The sequence below is a fragment of the Mucilaginibacter sp. genome (assembly GCF_025359345.1).
Lineage (GTDB): Bacteria > Bacteroidota > Bacteroidia > Sphingobacteriales > Sphingobacteriaceae > Mucilaginibacter.
The window spans coordinates 261,607-282,707 of sequence record NZ_JANYGQ010000020.1 but is presented as its reverse complement, the minus strand read 5'-3'; the positions used below and the strand labels follow the sequence as shown (position 1 = coordinate 282,707).

Annotated in this window: 13 protein-coding genes; 10 read left to right on the top strand and 3 right to left on the bottom strand. The window is 44.0% G+C overall.

From position 1 onward, the window contains the following. Nucleotides 1-36: 36 nt before the first annotated feature. The gene (locus Q0R52_RS12760; protein WP_295795052.1) at nt 37-2,043 is read right to left on the bottom strand and encodes a thioredoxin domain-containing protein; all 2,007 of its coding nucleotides are present in this window, start codon (nt 2,041-2,043) and stop codon (nt 37-39) included. A 241-nt stretch (nt 2,044-2,284) separates the two neighbouring features. Between Q0R52_RS12760 and Q0R52_RS12755 the strand changes: the two genes are divergently transcribed. The 6 genes from Q0R52_RS12755 (at nt 2,285) to Q0R52_RS12730 (ending at nt 13,352) form a co-directional block, all read left to right on the top strand. Continuing rightward, nucleotides 2,285-4,252, top strand: a complete 1,968-nt coding sequence (locus Q0R52_RS12755; protein ID WP_295795051.1) for a M1 family metallopeptidase — start codon at nt 2,285-2,287, stop codon at nt 4,250-4,252. A gap of 819 nt (nt 4,253-5,071) precedes the next feature. Then, nucleotides 5,072-6,199, top strand: a complete 1,128-nt coding sequence (locus tag Q0R52_RS12750) for a WG repeat-containing protein (protein ID WP_295795050.1) — start codon at nt 5,072-5,074, stop codon at nt 6,197-6,199. Nucleotides 6,200-6,871: 672 nt separating this feature from the next. After that, nucleotides 6,872-7,489, top strand: coding sequence for a hypothetical protein (locus tag Q0R52_RS12745; protein ID WP_295795049.1), 618 nt, complete (start codon nt 6,872-6,874; stop codon nt 7,487-7,489). A 615-nt stretch (nt 7,490-8,104) separates the two neighbouring features. Continuing rightward, nucleotides 8,105-8,902: a hypothetical protein gene (locus Q0R52_RS12740; protein WP_295795048.1), complete on the top strand. Its 798-nt coding sequence runs from the start codon at nt 8,105-8,107 to the stop codon at nt 8,900-8,902. Between the two features lie 17 nt (nt 8,903-8,919). Next, the gene (locus tag Q0R52_RS12735) at nt 8,920-10,263 is read left to right on the top strand and encodes a toll/interleukin-1 receptor domain-containing protein (protein ID WP_295795047.1); all 1,344 of its coding nucleotides are present in this window, start codon (nt 8,920-8,922) and stop codon (nt 10,261-10,263) included. Nucleotides 10,264-10,265: 2 nt separating this feature from the next. Continuing rightward, the gene (locus tag Q0R52_RS12730; RefSeq protein ID WP_295795046.1) at nt 10,266-13,352 is read left to right on the top strand and encodes a hypothetical protein; all 3,087 of its coding nucleotides are present in this window, start codon (nt 10,266-10,268) and stop codon (nt 13,350-13,352) included. A 248-nt stretch (nt 13,353-13,600) separates the two neighbouring features. Here Q0R52_RS12730 and Q0R52_RS12725 read toward each other — a convergent pair whose 3' ends face one another. After that, nucleotides 13,601-14,623 (bottom strand): LLM class flavin-dependent oxidoreductase, encoded by a 1,023-nt coding sequence (locus Q0R52_RS12725; protein ID WP_295795045.1) that lies wholly within the window; start codon nt 14,621-14,623, stop codon nt 13,601-13,603. A gap of 536 nt (nt 14,624-15,159) precedes the next feature. Between Q0R52_RS12725 and Q0R52_RS12720 the strand changes: the two genes are divergently transcribed. The 3 genes from Q0R52_RS12720 (at nt 15,160) to Q0R52_RS12710 (ending at nt 18,463) form a co-directional block, all read left to right on the top strand. Next, entirely contained in the window at nt 15,160-17,445 is a 2,286-nt protein-coding gene (locus Q0R52_RS12720) for a UvrD-helicase domain-containing protein (RefSeq protein WP_295795044.1), read from the top strand. Nucleotides 17,446-17,592: 147 nt separating this feature from the next. Further along, complete coding sequence (locus tag Q0R52_RS12715; protein WP_366520894.1) at nt 17,593-17,976, top strand: helix-turn-helix transcriptional regulator; 384 nt, start codon at nt 17,593-17,595, stop codon at nt 17,974-17,976. A 193-nt stretch (nt 17,977-18,169) separates the two neighbouring features. Beyond that, the gene (locus tag Q0R52_RS12710; RefSeq protein ID WP_295795043.1) at nt 18,170-18,463 is read left to right on the top strand and encodes a hypothetical protein; all 294 of its coding nucleotides are present in this window, start codon (nt 18,170-18,172) and stop codon (nt 18,461-18,463) included. Nucleotides 18,464-18,635: 172 nt separating this feature from the next. On the opposite strand, the gene Q0R52_RS12705 is transcribed toward Q0R52_RS12710, so the two are convergent. After that, the gene (locus Q0R52_RS12705) at nt 18,636-20,069 is read right to left on the bottom strand and encodes a tetratricopeptide repeat protein (protein WP_295795042.1); all 1,434 of its coding nucleotides are present in this window, start codon (nt 20,067-20,069) and stop codon (nt 18,636-18,638) included. Nucleotides 20,070-20,621: 552 nt separating this feature from the next. Between Q0R52_RS12705 and Q0R52_RS12700 the strand changes: the two genes are divergently transcribed. After that, complete coding sequence (locus Q0R52_RS12700) at nt 20,622-21,098, top strand: hypothetical protein (RefSeq protein WP_295795041.1); 477 nt, start codon at nt 20,622-20,624, stop codon at nt 21,096-21,098. Nucleotides 21,099-21,101: the final 3 nt, after the last annotated feature.

The following is a 21,101-nucleotide window of genomic DNA, read 5'->3' as shown; positions in this document are numbered from 1 at the left end:
TGCTATTATGTATTAAAATTCATCCGGGTCAAATTTTCAAAACCCGTTAATCCCGGTCAGAGCGTCGTTTGTATTAGTTGCAGGCAATCCGCATGTTTTATCTTTACAAATAAATATTTGTGTACCAGCGCCAAACTTATCCTGCAGCAAAGGTAAACTTCCTTTTTTACCACCCAACATAATTTTGTTAGGGATGTAATTATTTTCAATTTCTTTTCTCAGGCGCTCAAAATCATCGCCAACAATGGCAATTTCGTAAGTTCCGAACACCTCCTCAATCAGCAGCATTATCCAGTTTGAATAGCTGGAGCCGTATCGCGCCAAATGCGGCACCAGGTTTCGCAGCAATTGTGCCGATATTTCATCGTAATTTTCATTATCAAATAACAAGCCAAGTTTCTTCAAATTACGCGCCATTACCGAGTTGGAGGCCGGTATCACCCCATCCATAATTTCAGATTTGCGGGCTATCAACTGCTCGTCATCAGCAGCGGTGAAATAAAATATTCCTTTTTCCGCATCGTAGTAATGGGTGACTGCTTTATCTGTAAGGCTTTTTGCGTGGGTTAGCCATTGTTCGTCAAAAGTTACTTCGTACAGCGCAATGAAGGCATCTATTATATTGGCGTAATCATCGAGAAAAGCAACTTGGTTTATATCACCTGTCTTAAATATTCTTGTTAGTCGCCCATCTTTGGTTATTAAGTTATCCAGGATAAAACCGGCATTATTAAGCGCGATGTCAAGGTATTCCGGCTTATCAAAGGCCCGGTAAGCATCGCAAAGGCCTTTTAACATCAGCCCATTCCACGACGCCAGTATTTTATTATCAAGTCCCGGCCTTATGCGGTAGCTGCGGGAGTCGAATACTTTTTGTTTGTATGATTGTATTTTAGCGAGCAGTTCATCAACCTGTAGGCCTAGCTTTTCAGCCAATTTGGCATCGCTTTCTTTTCGGAACAGGACATTGGAGTTTTCTTCTTCCCAGTTGCCATCGTCGGTTATGTTATAGTAAATACAAAATAGTTCAGCATCCGCGCTCAATATATCTTCAATCTCAGTCTTTGTAAAAATATAGAATTTGCCTTCCTTGCCTTCGCTATCTGCATCAAGCGCCGAGTAAAAACCATAGTCGGGCGACATCAACTCACGCTGGCAAAATTCAATTATCTCATTAGTAATTTGCGGATAAAGTTCATCCGGCTGCCAGGTATAAGCCTCAGCATACAAGCTAATCAGCTGCGCGTTATCATAAAGCATTTTCTCAAAATGCGGCACGTGCCAGTGGTCGTCGACAGAGTAACGCGCAAAGCCGCCGCCCACATGATCATATATCCCGCCGAAAGCCATTTTGTGAAGGGTTAATTTTACCGCTTCTGCAACACTTTCGTCCTGCATTAAATGGGCGTAACGCATCAGGCACTGCCAGTTATTCGGCATCGGGAATTTTGGCGAAGAGCCAAGCCCGCCTTCGGTTTTATCAAAGTATTTTTTCCAGCTGTTGATAATCAACTCCAAATCGGCTTTGGTATACTCGGGCTGCTCTGCTACAAAGGGAACCGATTCATATTGTTGTATACCTTCGGTTAACCGGGTGGCATATTCTTCAGCCTCAGCGGGTTTGGTTTTATAGAAATCGGCGAGGTTAAAAAGCAGGCTTGTCCATTCGTTTTTACGGAAATAGGTACCGCCATAGATAGGCCGCTGATCGGGCAGACAGATGCAGTTGAGTGGCCACCCTCCCCTCCCGCTCATTAGTTGTATCGCACTCATGTACACCTGGTCAACGTCGGGACGCTCTTCCCTGTCTACCTTAATACAAATAAAGTATTCATTCATTACCGCGGCCACGCTTTCATCCTCAAAGCTTTCGTGCTCCATTACATGGCACCAGTGGCAGGCAGAGTAACCAATGCTCACCAATATCAGCTTGTTTTCGGCTTTGGCTGTTTGTAGCGCTTCAGGTCCCCAGGGGTACCAGTTAACCGGGTTATTGGCATGCTGCAGCAGGTATGGCGATGTGGAGTTGGCAAGATGGTTCATAGCAGATTATTAGCCGGCAAAGTTGCAAATATTAAATGCACATAATTAAATATCAATTGGATTTGATAAAAGTTTTACAAAAAGGAAGAATGATATGAGGAGAGTTTGGCGACAGGAGACCAGAGATATCAAAGCAGATACACAATAGCAACAGCACCACTTGGTGTTATTCGCACATCCCTCCTTTACCAATTTCATAATTTAATTCGCTAATTTGCACCCGAAATTATCAAATATTAAAATGCGTTATTTAAAACTTAACTATTTGCTAAGCGGACTGGGCCTTTTGCTTATGGCTGCTTCAGCATCGGCGCAAACCGATACCCCTAAATACAATCACCTCGACGCCTTCGGGCCAATTACCTGGCCGGTTACCGGCGATGGCACCCGCTCAGCAAGTGGCAAGCCAGGTCAGCATTACTGGCAAAACCGCGCCGACTACCTGATAAAGGCATCTTTAAACGAAACTCCGCAGGATACTACCATTACTGGTGAAGTGACCATAACTTATACCAACAACAGCCCTGATGAGCTTGACCATCTTTGGCTGCAACTTGACCAGAACCTGTTTAAGCCGGGATCGCGCGGTGCCGCGACTACCCCTATAGACGGCGACCGTTTTGACGTGCGTGGCTTCAGCAAGGGCGGTTATCATATCGAGTCGGTAGCCGTTACCTATAAAGGCGACACCTATGCCACCACGCCGGTTATTACTGATGCCCGCATGCAGGTAAGGTTGAACAAGCCAATGGGCGCCAAAGGCGAAAAAATACAGGTAAAAATAAACTACAGCTTTGCTATCCCCTTTTATGGCGCCGACCGTATGGGCCGCAAAAAGTTTAAAGCCGGCTATGTTTATGAAATTGCCGAATGGTACCCGCGCATGTGCGTTTATGACGACGTGGAAGGCTGGAACACCCTGCCCTACATGGGCCTGGGCGAGTTCTACTGCGAGTACGGCGACTTTGATTACTACATAACCGCACCGGCAAACATGACGGTTGTAGGCTCGGGCGATCTGCAGAATGTATCGCAGGTATTGAGCGATGTACAGCAAAAAAGGTATGACGAGATGCGCAAGAGCGACAAAACCGTTGCCATTATCACCGCTGACGAAGTTGGGCAGGCAGCTACCCATCCATTTAAAGGCAACCTGACCTGGCACTATAAAATGGAAAACACCCGCGACATTGCCTGGGGTGCATCAACCGCATTTATATGGGATGGCGCTAAGGTAAACCTGCCATCGGGGCGTAAATGTATTGCCATGAGCGCTTACCCGGCCGAAAGTTCGGGCAGTAACTCGTGGGGGCGTTCTACGGAATATTTGAAGGCCAGCATGGAAATATACTCCGCTAAATATTTTGAATATCCATGGAATTCGGCCGTAAACGTATCGGGCGTAGCATTGGGTATGGAATATCCCGGCGCTATTTTCTGCTTAAGCAATCTTAAAAACGGCGATCTTTTTGGCGATGTAACGCACGAGATCGGCCACAACTGGTTCCCGATGATCGTGGGCTCTAACGAGCGTAAATACATGTGGATGGGTGAAGGCTTTAACACTTTCATCAACGAATACTCGACCGAGAAATTCAATAACGGCGAATACTTTAACAGCAAGGGCCGCCCTGCCAACGGCATTGTAAAATTTATGACAACGGCAAAAGACCCGTTAATGGTTGCGCCCGAAGCTATGGGGCTTAACGATTATGGCCAGTATTATAACAAAACCGCTGTAGGGCTCGACATTTTGCGCAACGTGGTGCTTGGCGCTGATCGCTTCGATTATGCCTTTAACCAATACATTAAGCATTGGGCATTTAAACACCCACTGCCTTACGACTTTTTCCGCGCCATGAACGATGCCTCGGGCGAGGATTTGAACTGGTTTTTTAAACCATGGTTTTTCACCACCGACAAAGTTGACCAGGCTGTTGAAAGCGTAAAATATGTAAAAGATAACCCTGCCAATGGCGCACTGATTACTTTGGTAAACAAAGAAAAACTGGCGATGCCTGTCGACTTAAAAGTTACCCAAACCAATGGCAAAACCGAAATTTTGCACCTGCCCGTAAACGTTTGGCAGCGCGAAGGCACCTGGACATTTATCTACCCATCAACCGCAACCATACAATCGTTAGAGATTGACCCTGACCACCAATTGCCCGATGTGGAAAGAAGGAATAATGTGTGGCCGGCTAAGTAAAGTCTGAAGTCGAAAGTCCGAAGTCTTTAGTAAGAAAAAAAAGACCTGCTTTGTTGAAAGGCAGGTCTTTTTTGTTTGAGATCAGGCCTCAAGCGTTCCATTTTCCCACGCGGAACACCCCGAACGCTATGAAACATGCTGATTATCAAGACATCCAGTTCCCCTCCCTGGAGGGGGTGCGATGGATTTGTGTTGTGGCAGGGGTGGGTTCGCCGTAATGCTCACTCACCAACGCGTCATTGCAAGGAACAGCCTGTCCCGAACTTGTTTCGGGAAAGCAACCTCTACACAGGACAATCAGCGAACCTTCATGATGATAGGAACTTACAGCCGGATGCTTGGTAACCACAGGTCTGCAGCGAGTTCTCAACTTGTTTATTGGATTAACTAATGAGGGCAGCTTACAAGCGTTCCATTTTTGCTCACGGAACACCCCGAACGCTATGGAACATATTGATTATCAGATACTTTGATTTTTACCTATTTTCAATATATTGATAATCAACTAATTAAACAATTTTCGGGGAATTTCTTACACACTTTTAGCAGGGCGGCAGTATGCAGACCCGCACTTTTAGCATTAGTCTGCCTTGCCGAAAAGGTGCTTAAGCGATAACTGTTGACCAGTGCTGCTTTCGATATTTACCGGCAAATATAAAAGCTGTTTTTTCGGATGTATCCCCCAGGTTGGGAGGACACATGAATGCCAACGGCTACTTTCCGGCGCCCCGGCCGCTGGCAATGAATATCACATTAATCTACTACTTTTTGCCGGTTTATAATACCGACCTTCCCCCGGCAATCTTAAACGCCGCGCGTATGAAACATTTATTGCCCGTATACATGACTGTATTTGCAGTTATGCTTTTATTGTCCGCCCGGCCGGCCAGTGCCCAGTATGTTTCGGCGTACGATGCAAACGGCAAGCCACGGTCTTCGGCCGACAGGAATGCTGAGGAAGCAAGAAACAACCAGGCCCCGAGATACAGACCTGCGCCTGCCAATGCGGTCAAAGAATCAAGAACCCCTGCTGAACAGCAGGAGTATTTAGAACAACGCGCTGCTATCCGTAATGCCGCAATTGGCCGGGTAGCTGCCGAAAAAGCAGAACAAGAAGAAAAGAAGCTGCCCAACGCTTTAAAATACGACGACTACGACGATGCAGACTATTTTTCTGCCGTACGCCGGGCACGCAGAAAGCTAACCGGGAAGTATGGATTTGTTGATAAAAATAACACCGTGGTTATTGCCATGCGGTTTGATGCCGCCGAAAGTTTCCACCGGGGACTGGCAGCAGTAAAGCTAAACGGTAGCTGGGGCTATATCAACGCCGAAAACAAGCAAATAATTCCCTTCCGGTACGATGAGGCCCAATCTTTTACAGGTGATATGGCAGCGGTGCGCATAAAAGACAACTGGGGATATATTAACAGGTTAGGTTACGAAATCATCCCTATTAAATACACCACCAGGCCCGTTTTTAGCGAAGGGTTGGTAAAAATAGCAGTCGAAGAGAAATATGGCTATATGGATAACAACTGCAACTTAGTTATACCTTATAAATATGAACAGGCCCTCGATTTTGAGAGTGGAATGGCCCGGGTAAAGCTCGATGGTAAATGGGGCTATATCAATAACACCGGGGCTGTAGTTATACCGATAAAATATAACGGGATATACGATTTTTATAACGACATAGCTCCGGTTGTTCTCAACAAAAAATTTGGATACATTAACCGCAGCGGACAGGAAATTGTGCCCCCGGTTTATGATAATTTTTTAGGCTTTGAAGGCGGGATTATAAAGGTAGAATCAAACGGCAAGCTATTTTACTTCGACTTGACTGGAAAAGCGGTAAACAGCAAGGGCGAACAGTTGTCGCCGGCAAATGGCCGAAAATCAGCAAATGGCAAAGGTAAGATTACCAGGAAAAAGACCGTAAACTAACCTGCAGGTTAGCAGTTAGGCGCCCGGGTGCAGGAATACCCGCGCGCCGGGTGCAAATCAAATTATCGCAAAGTGTTTTATATTGCGTTATATGATATCGTATAGCCAAATTTGGCTAAAGCCGATTCTGTTATGCACCACCCGTCGGTTTTCAGAGTTGCCGTGTACCCACATCTTACTACACTGTTTAAGCAGGCGGCTCCGTTAGGAGCCTAATATTGGTAGAATTAATTCGAATGGATGATTTTCGCTTCTTTAGGTGCGTAACAAATGCACGCCAACAATTTGATTAGCCCCAATTAAACAAATTCCTTCCCTGAATATTTTTTTATCCAAATTCCATTATATTTGGGTGGAGATGAACATACCTGAACCGGTTATCGCATAAACCACCTTTTTTTTAAGTCGATAGTCTTAAGTCTAAAGTCTTTAGTCGGAAGCATTAAGTCGAAGTCATGCCTTTTCTGACTTTGGACTTTGGACTCTAGACTTAGGACTTCCGACTTTTATTAAGTCAATAGTCTTTAGTCAGAAGCCCTAAGTCGGAGTCCTGCATTTTCTGACTTTAGACTTTAGACTCTGGACTCAAGACTTAAGACTCAGGACTTCACCCCCCCCGGCGGAAACCGAAAAGCCGTAATAGAGTAAGTAAAAATTAAAACCCTAAACATTATGAGTTATCCCTATTCCATCACCTTCATAAACAACTCCACCCAGTCTGGTACGGCTTGTTTATACCAGCAGGATTCAGGCCACTACGGCCCCGGTGCAATGTCGCTGGCATGGATGGCCAGGCCTGCCAGGCCAAATATGTCGACCGTTTTTAGCTGGACAATAGACTACAGCTTTTATTGGTCGGAAACAGGCGTTTTAAGGCCCGGCGTGCAGGTTAATCCCGGCCAGACCATACCTGCCGATCCGCGCGACAGCAACAGCATCGTATTAACCTCACCGGCGCCATACAATTTTCAGTTCGATAACCCGCAACAGCGGCCACAGCAAGGTACATTTTATGTCACCGGTGATGCAACAATACCGCCAAACACGGTCACTTTTGGCATCGGCATGTCGGGCGCGGGCACTTTTGGCGTGCAGGCACAGCCAAACTACGCCAATGTGTTTACGCCGCACCCCTCCTATTGGCTTACCTTCGGCAACTACCAGCAGGGCCAGGTCCTGGATGTTGACAGCATGGTTAACGCCGTACAAATAGTTTTCCCGGGAAATGTGTACGATATGAGGGTTACGCTTAACCCCGATAATACATTTACTGTGCAGCAGGGCAGGTAGACGCTAGTGGTTATGATAATGCGCCGGGCTGCCCTGATTTATGGGGGCGGCCCGTTGATGTGTAATTGGCGTTGCCGGCGGTTATTATTGGTTTATTAAATGATTGAGGAGCTGTGCAGGTGGGTTACCTAAGCGCGGGGGCGCAAGCGTTCCATTTTTATGCGGAACAGGTGGAACGCTGTAAAATATGCTGATTATCAGCGTCTTTCATCTTTTCATAAATATAAGTAGCTGATAACCAATTGATACAGCATTAACCTTTACATCGAACTTGATTCCCTTAGCCCGCTGGAGGTCCGTCTGCTGGACTTAGCTAAAATTTTTCAATTTCATAAAACAGGCATCCCTCTTCGCCGAAAGAATAAACGGAAACCGTAAAACCCCAATATTAAACACCACAATAACCACAGATTAAATATTTTTTTGTAAATAAATAAGAATGTATATATTTATAAACCAAAGCTTAATCATACAAACAGCTAATCAACAATGCATTCGCTTTAATGGAAAATGCAATTGCAGTCGCCTGTTTATGCAGTATATTATTTTGGGTGTAACGTATATCTCCGGGTAATGCAATTACCTAAAACCATTATCACTATAAACTAATTAACAATGGAGAACTCAAATGAATCAAACACACCCCAAGCGGTGGTGGCTAACAACGTAACTAGGATTGTATTAATAGGTACCTGCGTATTGGGCGTATTGGGCATTAGCATAGCAATTGTTGATACAGCCAAAGGCAAAACTAGTGAAGCTAAGGATGTTTTGCAAACCCTCTTCGCCACCATATTGCCGTTATTTGGCACTTGGATAGGCACCATATTGGCCTACTACTTTTCGAAAGAAAACCTGGCGGCTGCAAATCAAACAGTTAAGTCGTTGGTCACCAGCCTTACTTCAAGCACCAAGCTGGAAACTTTAAAAGCTAAAGACGTGATGATCCAGGTTGATAAATTGGTGTATGTGGAATATAAAACCGGTGCCGACGACACAACGTTTGATTTGAGCACCAAGTTTTTGGATTTTATTAATACCAATAAAATTTCGAGGGTAATACTGCTCGATGAAAATAAAGTGGCAAAATATGTATTACACAAAAGCACCATTGAAGGCTTTATTGCCGAACAGTATTTCGCCACGCAAAAAAGCGCTGCTGCGGGAACCACCGTGGCATTGCCGCCGCTAACCTTTGCCGATCTTAAGGCAAAAGGCAATGCAAATGTACAGGACATTTTAAAAGACGGGATAAAGTTTGTTAAAGAAGACGCCAACCTGTCGGACGCGAAAACACTTATTTCGAATTATAAAGTCTGTAATGATGTTTTTATAACAAAAAGCGGCCTTGCAACCGAGCCGGTATTAGGTTGGATTACAGACAAAACGATTACCGAAAACTCCATAGTATAAAAGCATAAACTGATGCAATGTGTGACGAAATTGTAAATGACCTGATAGAAAGCATAAGATTGGCATTGGTAAATGAGCAAAACATTTTACCAATAATTGGCTTTGATGCCATACCGGTGAAAGACGGCGATAAGCATGTGCCTTATCTTGATTTCCTGGCGGGAAGGATAGCCGCAGATAAGGGATTGGATATGAACCAGGATTTAAGCGGCTTCGATCTTTTTAATGATGTTAGCCATCAGCTTCTGCTCAAAAATCAGTTTAATAAAAGGATCACTACGCTTTTAATTTCCGATTATGCACGAGCTATTCACCACATGGTTGATAGCTCATACCTGGAAAAAATAACGACCATTTTCCCATTCAAATATTTTTTAAACCTAACGTTCACCACGCACCTTTCCGAGGCAATTCAACATAACCGCACGTTCCCCAAGCTCGCCGTTAATGAAACATCTTTTCCGTTTATATTAAAAAATCCGCGAAGGCCGGACGATTTAAAGAAAAACGAGTGCGGCTTTGTAGCTACAATTTATAATTTATACGGCGTTGCTTACGCCAACGGTAACATCAGGTTTAATTACTACTACTCCGACGATGACATGCTAACCTTTATTTCCGAATTTAATAAACGGTTTGACGTTGACTTGAAAAATTATAAAGAGGCTATCCAGGATTCGTCGTTACTATTTCTTGGCTGTCAATATCCCGACTGGTTGCTCCGGGTTTTGATCAACACGCTGGCCCCGGGCTTTTTAGACTCGATGAACAGCCTGCAAACCAAGGTGTTTGTGGATTTTTGCAACGATAATGCAACAATATTCTTTTTGAACAAGCACAAACTTCAATTTCAAAAAGACCTGCAGACCGTGCCTTTTATGCAGAACCTTTATAAAACATTAAGCAAGAACAGGTTTGCGCTTGATATAAACCGGAGGGACGATTTTGTATTTGTAAGCTACACCAGGGACGACCTGGAAGTTGTGCAGAAAATAATCTGTCAGCTGTCTGTACAAATGAATATATGGTTTGACAGGATAAAACTATTCCCGGGTTCGCTCATCGACGACGATATTAAGATCGCGTTAAAAAACTGTAAGCTTTTTTTACCCATAATAACAGAAAACTCCGCGAAGAAACAACCGAACGACTATGTTAGGCAGGAGTGGACATACTACAATACTGAATTGAAGGGAGCAAATAAAATAATCCCGTTAATAGATAAAAACCTGAACCTTGGTGCACTGGGCGTTCATTTAAACGAATTGTTTCCAGACGCAGCGGGCAACGTTTTTTATATAAAATTTAATGAAGAAGGGCTAACGGGGGATAACATATCCGATATCAAAAACAAAATGTAAAAATGGCGGAATCGGCACAAAATAAATTTATTGGGGCAAGGTCATATGAAGAGAAAGATAAGGACATCTTTTTTGGCCGCGATAATGAAGCCAATGACCTTTTTCAGCTGGTTAATATAAATACGTTTACCTTATTGTATGGTAAATCGGGCCTGGGTAAAACTTCGGTTTTACAGGCTGGTTTGTTTCCGAAATTAAGAAACGGCAACTACGTCCCAATTTATATAAGGCCCAACTATCGCGACCCGGTGAATGATTTTGTAAAGGATGTGGAGCGCATAATAATGGGCGAGTGGGAGAAAAAAAAGGTCGCGCACAAAAAAATTAAAAGTAAGCAGACCTTATGGGAGTATTTTCATACCGACCCATTAGCACAGCCAGACCAAAAAACACAAATCCCGGTATTGGTATTTGACCAATTTGAAGAAATATTTACAATCGGTACAGAAGATAAATCAACCGAGCTGCGAAAAAACACCATGCAGTTTATAGAATTTTTATCGGACCTGATAGAGAACAGCCCCCCTGAATACCTGGATGAAACCACGCGGCTCGAGCTTCAATATAAGTATGGGCAGGGACAGCCACGGGTAAAAATTGTTTTTTCGTTCAGAGAGGAGTATCTGGGCGATTTTTATAGCCTGTCGACCCACATCCCATCAATTGCCTACAGTAATTTACAGTATAAGCTAACACCCTTAAGTTATAAAAAGGGTTATGATATTATCAAAGCTGCCGGTGGCGGATTATTTGAAGAAGGGGCTATTAAGGAAATATTAAAAGTGATCTCCGAATCGGCAACCGACGAAGATGCTGAGAAAAGAGATATAGATTCCTTTTTGCTGAGTGTTTTTTGCGAGAACCAGATTGAAAATTTCAAGCCCGGCCAAGGGCCTCAAATTTTGGCCGAGCATATAAAAAAAGTCGATATCCAGTCGGTAATTGACGAGGAGTACAATAGCGGCATTAAAGAGCTTGAGTTGAATGACAGCGAAATACGATTGCTGGAAGAGCGCCTGCTGTCGCCGGAAGGCTACCGGTGGCCGGTATATTTAGACCTCGCCCTATCCTATAGTAACGGCGCCGTAAGGGAGGACAAAATAAGGGCGCTGGAGAATAAGAAAATATTAAAGCGTTATTCGATAGACGGGCGGCGTGTAATTGAAATTATTCATGACAAATACGCATTGGCGGTTAAAAGCAACCGCGACTTCAGAACGAAGGCCGAAAGGGAGCAATTGCAGCTGCTGGAAGACCAGGAGAAGTTAAAACAGCAGAAAATTGCGGAAGGCTTAAAGTTATCGGAAGCGCGGGCCGCATTTGCCGACCAGCAAGTAAGTGACAAAGAGGATAAAATAAAAGCTCAGAAAAAGACGCAGCGATGGACAATGATTGCCGCTCTTGTATTATTATTATTTGCCGTGATAGCAGTTTTTTCTTTTCGGGAAGCAAAGCAACAGAGGGATATCGCAAACCAAAAGGTTGTTTTAGCTAATAAAATAAATAGTTCGCTAACCGTTGAAAAAGCGAAGGTGACCCGCTTGGTTTTAGCGCAACAAGATAGCGCAAAGGTATTGGCGCTTTTAAACCACCAACTTATAAATAAAAATACGCAGATAGAGGCTGCCCGTAAGCAAGCAATAAAAAACCTAAATTATGCCTATAAACAAGCAGATGTCGCAAAGATGCAGAAAAATCTGGCATTTGACGCGGCAGCCAGGCTTGCTGTCGAAAAAACGAAAACCGATCATTTGTTGGATAGTGTAAAAGGATTAATTACGCGATACAATACAGCAACCAATGTAGGCCAATTGCTAACCGCTGCTAAAAACTTTGCAAACAACGAGCCCGCCGCTTCATACAGGCTTGCACAACTGGCCCATAAGCAGGATCCTGAAAATTCAGCGGTTTCGCATTTTCTCGACAGCGTAAAACGTTATAAAAAGCATTTTGAAGTAACAACCGTTGCCGGTCGCTATTCGAAATTTGCCCCGGATGGAAATTCCTTTATCGCAATTGATTCAAAGGGCGGCGCGGCAAGGTTATTTAACTTGCAAGGGGACTTGCTATTTAGGATAGTGCCAGGCGATGGCGTTCCTATATTGTCGGCCCAGTTTTCGCCTGATGGCAAACGGTGCCTTTTCACGTCAGCGCAAACTGCTTATTTATTCGATTTGACTAATGGCAAACTTATTAAAAAGGTTATTGAAGGCGGATTGAGCTTTGCTTCATTTCTGCCATTCCATCCGGACAGGTTTATAACCGTTGCGGCACAAAGTGTTAAGCTGTGGAAAAATGACAGCCAGACGTCCCTTTACAGCATACCGACAGGGGATGAGTTTTTATATGCCGTTTCCAGCGACCGAACTAAACTATTTACTACCTCGGATGAGGGGGGCGCTATCTATGACCTGGAAACGGGAAAGCTGATCCACCGGACATCCGATCATTCTTCGGGACAGAAATTCTCTAATTATTTTATCATTCCAAAATCAAACGAGATTTTATGTGTTGCAGATGGGGTTTTAACTTTTTGGGATAATAACGGACAGTTTCACGATCCGATAAAGCTTAATGCTTTACAAAAAGGATATACGAACGCCTCAGTGGCGGTATTTTCGCAGGATGGCACCAAATTATTAATAAGTTTAACCGGAAGCAGGGAGCAGCAGCAACAGCAGCAACAGCAGCAACAACAAAGGGGCATAACATCCAAAGAGGTTTATCGCGAACCTATTACGTTGCTTGTAGACCTTAACAATAAAACCTCGCAAAATTTCGGGCAGAATGTCGATTTATCAAGTGATGCCAGTTTTTCACCGGATGGAACACTAATCCTGCTTTCGCCTTATTCTCTTTTTACAGATATTGCAGACAGCGACACCCGGAAATATACAATTGCAGTATATCATACAAGCTACCCCACAACAAAAGAAATAAGCTTTAATAACATGTTTATTTTAACAAGCTTTAATGATAATGAAACCAAATTGTGGACCTATGGGCAGGTTGAACAATTAGACGCAGCCGGCAAGCTGCAGAAAATGACAGATGCCGAACTGTTTATAAAAGCAGGGATAAAGCAGTAAAAAGCTATTTCTCTATTGTCGCCTCCTCAAGAATCCTTCAGGTGCATCCTCTTAAAGAACCGCTCCGCTGTTCGTAGTTTCCAAACTACGAACCACTATGCCCGGAGACGCTGTCTCCCCGTTTCCGCGGTTGTTGGTGGTGTCAGCAATAAGGGCCCCACCTGCTTTTATCACTCAAAAAAAGCCGCCCTGTTTAACAGAGCGGCTGCCTTCAAATGCCAAAACATTTAAAACCCATACCGCCTAATTTACCTCCAACCCAGCCCCGGCGCAACATGCTCCAAAATAGCCGACAGCACATGGATATTGTAATCAACGCCCAAAGTGTTCGGTATGGTCAATAACAGGGTGTCCGCTTCCTGTATCGCCTCGTCCTGCGCCAGTTCTTTAATGAGTTGATCGGGTTCGGCTGCATAGCCCCTGCCGAACACGGCCCGCTGGTCAGCTTCGATATAACCAAAGCTGTCGGTCGCTTTTCCCTGCTGGCCGAAGTAATATCGGTCCTGGTCATTCACCAGTGCAAAAATGGAGCGGCTTACCGATACCCTTGGCTCGCGCTGGTGCCCGGCTTTTTTCCAGGCCTCTTTGTACAGCCTGATCTGTTCTGCCTGCTGGATATGGAAAGGTTTGCCGTTTTCGTCAAATTTCAGGGTCGAGCTTTGCAGGTGCATGCCATTTTCGGCCGCCCAAACTGCGGTTGCGTTAGAAGCCGCCCCCCACCAGATGCGTTCCCGCAATCCTTCCGAATGCGGCTCCAGCCGCAACAGGCCCGGCGGGTTCGGAAACATTGGGTTAGGGTTAGGCTCGGCAAAGCCTTCACCGCTTAATTTATCCAAAAATTCCAAAGCTTTTTGCCGGCCCATATCGGCACTATCCCTGCCTTCCTCCGGTTCATAGCCGAAATAACGCCACCCCTCTATCACCTGCTCCGGCGACCCGCGGCTGATGCCCAATTGTAAACGTCCGCCCGAGATCAGGTCGGCCGCGCCGGCATCTTCCACCATATATAGGGGGTTTTCATAACGCATATCTATAACACCGGTACCTATCTCTATTTTACTGGTTTTTGCCCCTATAGCCGAAAGCAAAGGAAATGGCGACGCCAGCTGCCGCGCAAAATGATGCACCCGGAAATAAGCGCCGTCCAAACCAATTTCTTCAGCAGCAACAGCCAGTTCGACAGATTGCAGCAAAGTATCGCCCGCAGTACGGGTTTGATAGCTGGGATGGTCGGCCCAATGCCCGAATGATAAAAATCCTATTTTCTTCATTATTAGCTGAATTATTCACCAGCAAATGTAATCATACGTAAGTTTCGCACAGGTCACGGTTTAGTAATAATGAGCCATGGGAGTTCGAAGATTTTTCGTTTCGCCGTTGTTGGTGTTGTCACCAACAACAGGATGGTTCTTTATTGGACGACAATGCCGGCGGGTTGATCGTTCAGATAATATGACTGCACACCCATTCTTGTTGGTGACAACACCAACAAGGGCATCAAAGAACCATTGTAAGGTCAATATTAGCATCACGGTTAGTAGATTGTTCGCCGTTGTTGGTGTTGTCACCAACAACACGATTTTTTTTTATTGGACGACAATGCCGGCGGGTGGATCGTTCAGGTAATATGACTGCATACCCATTCTTGTTGGTGACAACACCAACAAGGGCATCAAAACTTCGAAGGAGAAATTTCCGCCCATGAACTATGAACCATCAACCATGAACTCACGGGAACTTTTCCACTGTTAATAACCTTTCATATAAAAAAACTAATTTCGCGGTTGCAGAAACGAGGAACAGAATTTTGGATTATCTACAGGGATTAAACCCCGAACAAAGGGCAGCAGTTGAGCAAATACAAGGACCGGTAATGATTGTTGCGGGCGCAGGCTCGGGCAAAACACGGGTTATTACTTTCAGGGTGGCACACCTTATCAACAAGGGTGTTGACGCCTTTAATATACTGGTGCTTACCTTTACCAACAAAGCGGCCCGCGAAATGCGCGACCGTATTACCAAAATTGTGGGCCCCGATGCCAAAAACATCTGGATGGGTACCTTTCACTCGGTTTTTGCAAAGCTGCTGCGCATTGAAGCCGAGAAAATTGGCTACCCCAGCAACTTCACCATTTACGATACCGACGACAGTAAAAGCGTACTAAGGGCCATCATCAAGGAAATGAACCTCGACGATAAGCTGTATGCGGTAAACCTGGTGCTTAACCGTATTTCGGCCGCCAAAAACAACCTGATCAGCTGGATGGAATACCAGAAAAACGACCAGATACAGGCTGACGATATTGCCACCAAAAGGAATATGCTGGGTACGATATACCAAAACTATGCTACCCGCTGCTACCGCGCCGGCGCCATGGATTTTGACGACCTGCTGTACAAAACCAACGAACTGCTAAAACTGCACCCCGAAGTGCTTAACAAATACCAGCACAAGTTTAAGTACCTGATGGTGGACGAGTACCAGGATACCAACTTTTCGCAATACCTTATTGTGAAGAAACTTGCGGCCGTTAACGAAAATATTTGCGTGGTGGGCGATGATGCCCAAAGTATCTACGCTTTCCGCGGCGCCAATATCCAGAACATCCTGAACTTTGAAAAGGATTACCCTGACCTGAAAGTATTTAAACTGGAACAAAACTACCGGTCGACCCAAAATATTGTAAATATTTCAAACAGCATCATCGCCAATAATAAAGATCAGCTTAAAAAACACGTTTTCAGCGAAAAAGAAGCCGGCGAAAAAATTAAGGTGATGCGCGCCTTCAGCGATAACGAAGAAGGCAAGCTGGTTGCAGAAGAGATTATGCAGCAGCGCAGCACCAAGGGCCTCAACTGGCACGATTTCGCGATACTGTACCGCACCAACGCGCAGTCGCGCTCGATGGAGGAAGCCCTGCGCAAAATGGGCACGCCTTATAAAATATACGGGGGCCTCTCCTTCTACCAGCGTAAAGAAATAAAGGATCTGATAGCCTATTTCAGGCTCACTTTTAACCCTAACGACGAAGAGGCGCTAAAACGCGTAATAAACTACCCCAAACGCGGCATCGGCGATACTACCGTCGACCATATTATTGTAAGCGCTGATAAGCATAATATCACTGCGTTTGAGGTGATCATTAATCCCGCGCAGTACCTTGAAGGTCGCACTGCAGCAAAGGTGAGCATGTTTGCCACGCTGATACAGAGCTTCCAGGTTATCACAAAAAACCAGTCGGCTTATGATGCGGCTTTGCACATTGCACAGCACTCGGGCCTGCTGAAGGACTTGTATGAGGATAAATCGGTAGAGGGATTGAACCGTTATGAAAACATACAGGAGCTACTGAACGGCATCAAGGAATTTTCGGAGCGCGAAGATATTGAAGAGAAAGGCCTTGATGTGTTTATGCAGGATGTGGCCCTACTAACCAATGACGACAAGGATAAAAATAAAGATGCCGATACGGTATCGCTAATGACTATCCACTCGTCGAAAGGTTTGGAGTTTCCGCAGGTGTATGTGGTGGGTTTGGAGGAGAATTTGTTTCCATCGCAAATGTCGCTTAACTCGCGCAGCGACCTGGAGGAGGAACGCCGCCTGTTTTATGTGGCCACCACCCGCGCCGAAACTAAACTGACGCTAAGCTATGCTACCTCGCGTTTTAAATTTGGAACGCTGATAAGCTGCGAGCCAAGCCGTTTTTTAGATGAGATTGACGCCAAATACCTCGAGCTCGACTTTACTGCTAAGCCGGTAACCAGCAACAACCCGTTTTTCGACCAGGAACGCACCGCCTGGACGAGTAAAAACAATGCCGGCGCCGACAGTTTTTCGAAACCAAAAGCACCTGTGGTAAAAACCACCTCGATACTGGCAAAGGCGCATGTGCCGAGCCCGGGTTTTGCCCCGTCAGACACGTCGGGATTACAGGTTGGTATGGAAGTTGAACATGAAAGGTTCGGGTTTGGTAAGGTGATTAGTCTTGAGGGGAATAAACCCGATATAAAAGCTACGATCTTCTTTAAGGAAATAGGCCAGAAACAACTGCTGTTAAAGTTTGCAAAGCTCAGGATAGTTAACAATTAAGCAAATTTTTTCCTACGTCTGTAGAAAACATTCCCCGCATTTTCCCCATAATACATTTATTAATTGAATAGCAATGCCGTTTACCCATTAATTAATATGGCATAGGTTTTGAATGTTTATTTAAATCCTTTATTATAATTTAAACTATTGAGTAAACTAATTATGACTGAAAATCTTAAAAAGAAGACCAACAAATCGGTTGGTAAGAACATCCGTACCATCCGTCATCAGCGTGGCTGGAGCCAGGAAGACGTAGCCAACCGTCTGGGCATTTCGATCCCTGCTTTTTCGAAGATTGAAACCGGTGTTACCGATATCAACCTGTCGCGCCTTGAGCAGATCGCAAACATTTACGAAGTAAACGTGGTTAACCTTTTGGCGCTTGATGCCGAAGACATGGAGCCGCAGGTTTCGCATTTGAGCATTGCCCAAAAGAAGATTGTTGACCGTGAGGCCGAGATTGCAAACCTGCAACGCAAGGTTATATTATTGTACGAAGAATTGAGGAACAGGATACCTGCTATGGTTTAACTTTTACAAGATTGTTCATTAAACATTACACTAATGTCCTCAACACTTACATGTTTGGGGACGTTTGATGATGTTTTCTTTTTAAAATTTTACTCGTATTCCACTAATATTATACAAAAAAACCGGCCAGGGATAAAACTCTGGCCGGTTTTGGAGTAGAAATTGTAATGTTCTGGCAAATAACCCATCTGCCATGTCGAACTATCTGATATCAATTCCAAAAACCGATACCCCGCAAGGTGAAATTATTCATGACCCTAAAAGCAAACTAAAGGTAAAAGTAGTCGATCTTTTAAAATCGCGCTTTATACCCAGCAATGGCGAGAGGCGTTTTTTTGTGACGACAAGTGGCGAAACCCTTGCGTTTGAAACCAAGGGCTACAAAAAGCACCGCGAACTGCTGATACTCCACATGATAGCCTGGTATTGTTTATATCTTGGTTTAATTGAGGCGCAGATCCATTCCAACTGGCCGCTGGCGGTGTAGATGTTTAGTTCATGGTGCGATAGTTCACAGTTCATGGCAGCTGCGGAGGCGGCGTTGCGGACTTAACCAGGAATTAAACTTTGCGATTTCGTCCTATCTTGATTCTTCTTGGCTCTTGACTCTTGGTTCTTGATTCTCTTCTACTATGATCTATGAACCATTAACCATGAACTTAAAGGCTCGTCTTAACAGGATCATGCAACATATCGCTCATTTCGATAATCTTGTTGTCGATCTCGCCTACACATTTGTTCATCATTTTAATACATTCAGGTTGGTCAACAAGCCCTTCTTTCTCCAGGTTCATTAGCCCCTTAAGTGTGGCGATAGGGCCCCGTATCTGGTGCGAGAGGTAAGATGAGTATTCGGATAGTTTTTTGTTTTTTATCTGGAGATCTTTGGTACGTTCGTCAATAATTTCTTCCAGGTGATGGTTTATCCGGTCGAGGTTATCTTTTTGTCGTGACACCTCGGCATTAAGATCGGTGAGTTGTTCGTTGGTTTTTGCCTTGCGTTTTACGTTGCTTATCAGCAAGCCAACCAGCATCAGCAACAAACCGGCAACTACAGCAACCGCCCAAAACCTGATGCGGTCGTTAGCCTGGCGCTGTACTAAAATTTCGTTTTCCTTTTGGCGGGCTTGTTGTTTAACCTGCTCCTCCATCATTTTTATTTGTACCGAGGTACCTTGCTTAAATGTAACGCTATCCTGTGCATAAATATGCCGCAGGTAACCTAAAGCTTTTTCATAATTTTTGCGCTTTAGTTCCATCTGGTAGCTTGTGTACTCAAAATCCGATTTAATTTTATCGCTCTTAATCATACCGGCAAACACAACGCCTTCTTCAATTATTTTTTCGGCGTCAACAAACCTGTTTTGAGCCGTGTAAAGCTCAGCAAGTGTTAAATCGATACTGGCCACGGTTTCGTTTAAATCCAATTGCCTGGCTTCCTTATTTGCCTTTAAAAGCAGTGTCTCGGCTTTATCATACTGGTGCAGGTTAAAATAAATTACACCTTTATTTTCCATCAGTTGCACAATGTTCACCGAATCTTTTAGTTCGGTAAAAAGCTGGTCGCTTTTATTATAATAATTCAGGGCCTGGTAAAAACTGTTTTTATGATAATAAACAGTACCGATATTGTTATAAATACCGGCAGTTAAAGGTTTATCGTTAAGTTGCTTTGCAATAACCAGGGTTTTGTTAAAAAATTCAAGCGAAAGGTCGTAGTCGGTATTGCGGTATAAGTTACCTATATTATTATACACTCTGCCTTCACCTGCCAAATCTTTAATTTCCATAAAGTAGTTCAGCGAAGTCAGATAGTTGTGTATGGCTTTAACCGATTCGTCTATATAATAATATCCCACACCAATTACCCTGTGCGATTCGGCCATGCCTCTCTTATAACCTATTTTGGTGGCAATGTTCAATGCCTTAGTACCATCGGCAATGGTTTGCTCGGGGCTGGTAAGGCGCATTTTAAATCCTTGCGTATTCAATTCAATCACGCTGCTTGTATCCTTACCAACAGCTTTTGTATCATCAGCATAGGCGAAACAAGCAAACAGAATATAGAAAATAAATATCAAATATTTCTTCATTGGGTACTATTACGTTCAATTGGCTATAAGGTTATAATTTATTCAAATTACTTTAAATATTTTACGGCTTAAAAGTACTTTATTAATTAAGTCGAATTTAATTTGCTTTATTAAAAAACATTTACTACATTTGATGCTGATAAATTATTTGACACCGAAGTCAAATTGATAAAGAATTGTTGTAAGGGGTTAAATTAAGGCTGTTTACGCACTAAAACGAGGCCCCGACTACGCTCAAATCAATATTAACTTCCTGGAAATAAGCACTTTGACATTGTAGTATTTAAAAACCTGATTTTTTAACACATCTTGTTTTTGCGGGCTTCAATTTATGTTGACGCCAATATTTATTGCATAAAATTTATGCAGCTACAATCTCACAGCGGCGCGCAATGCACCACCTGCAATTTTTCCATACAGTGTTTCTACGCCTTTGTACGCAAACATCTTTAAAAAAGATACGCGTGGATAAAACTAATTTATCAGCACTAAACAGCATACAACAAATTAGTATACCATTAATATTTAAAACAAAATCGTTAAACACTCAGTATGAAAAAATTACTATTTTCAGCAGTGATTGTTTTAAGCGCAGCAACTCTCTCAAATTCGGTGCTCGCTAAAAACGTATCTGCAACTCAAACCACCATCCAGGACAAGCATAACACGGGTAGCTCTGATTTATCAGACAAACACAACACCGGTAGCTCTGACCTTATGGACAAGCACAATACCGGTAGTTCTGATTTATCAGACAAACACAACACTGGTAGCTCTGACCTTATGGACAAGCACAACACTGGTAGCTCCGATTTTGCGGCTGACAAGCACAACACCGGCAGCTCTGATTTATCAGACAAACACAATACCGGTAGTTCTGATTTAATGGACAAGCACAACACTGGTAGTTCTGATTTTGCTGCTACTGACAAACACAACACTGGTAGCTCTGATTTATCAGACAAACACAATACCGGAAGTTCTGATTTGTTAGACAAGCACAACACCGGAAGCTCAGACTTAGCTTAAGCC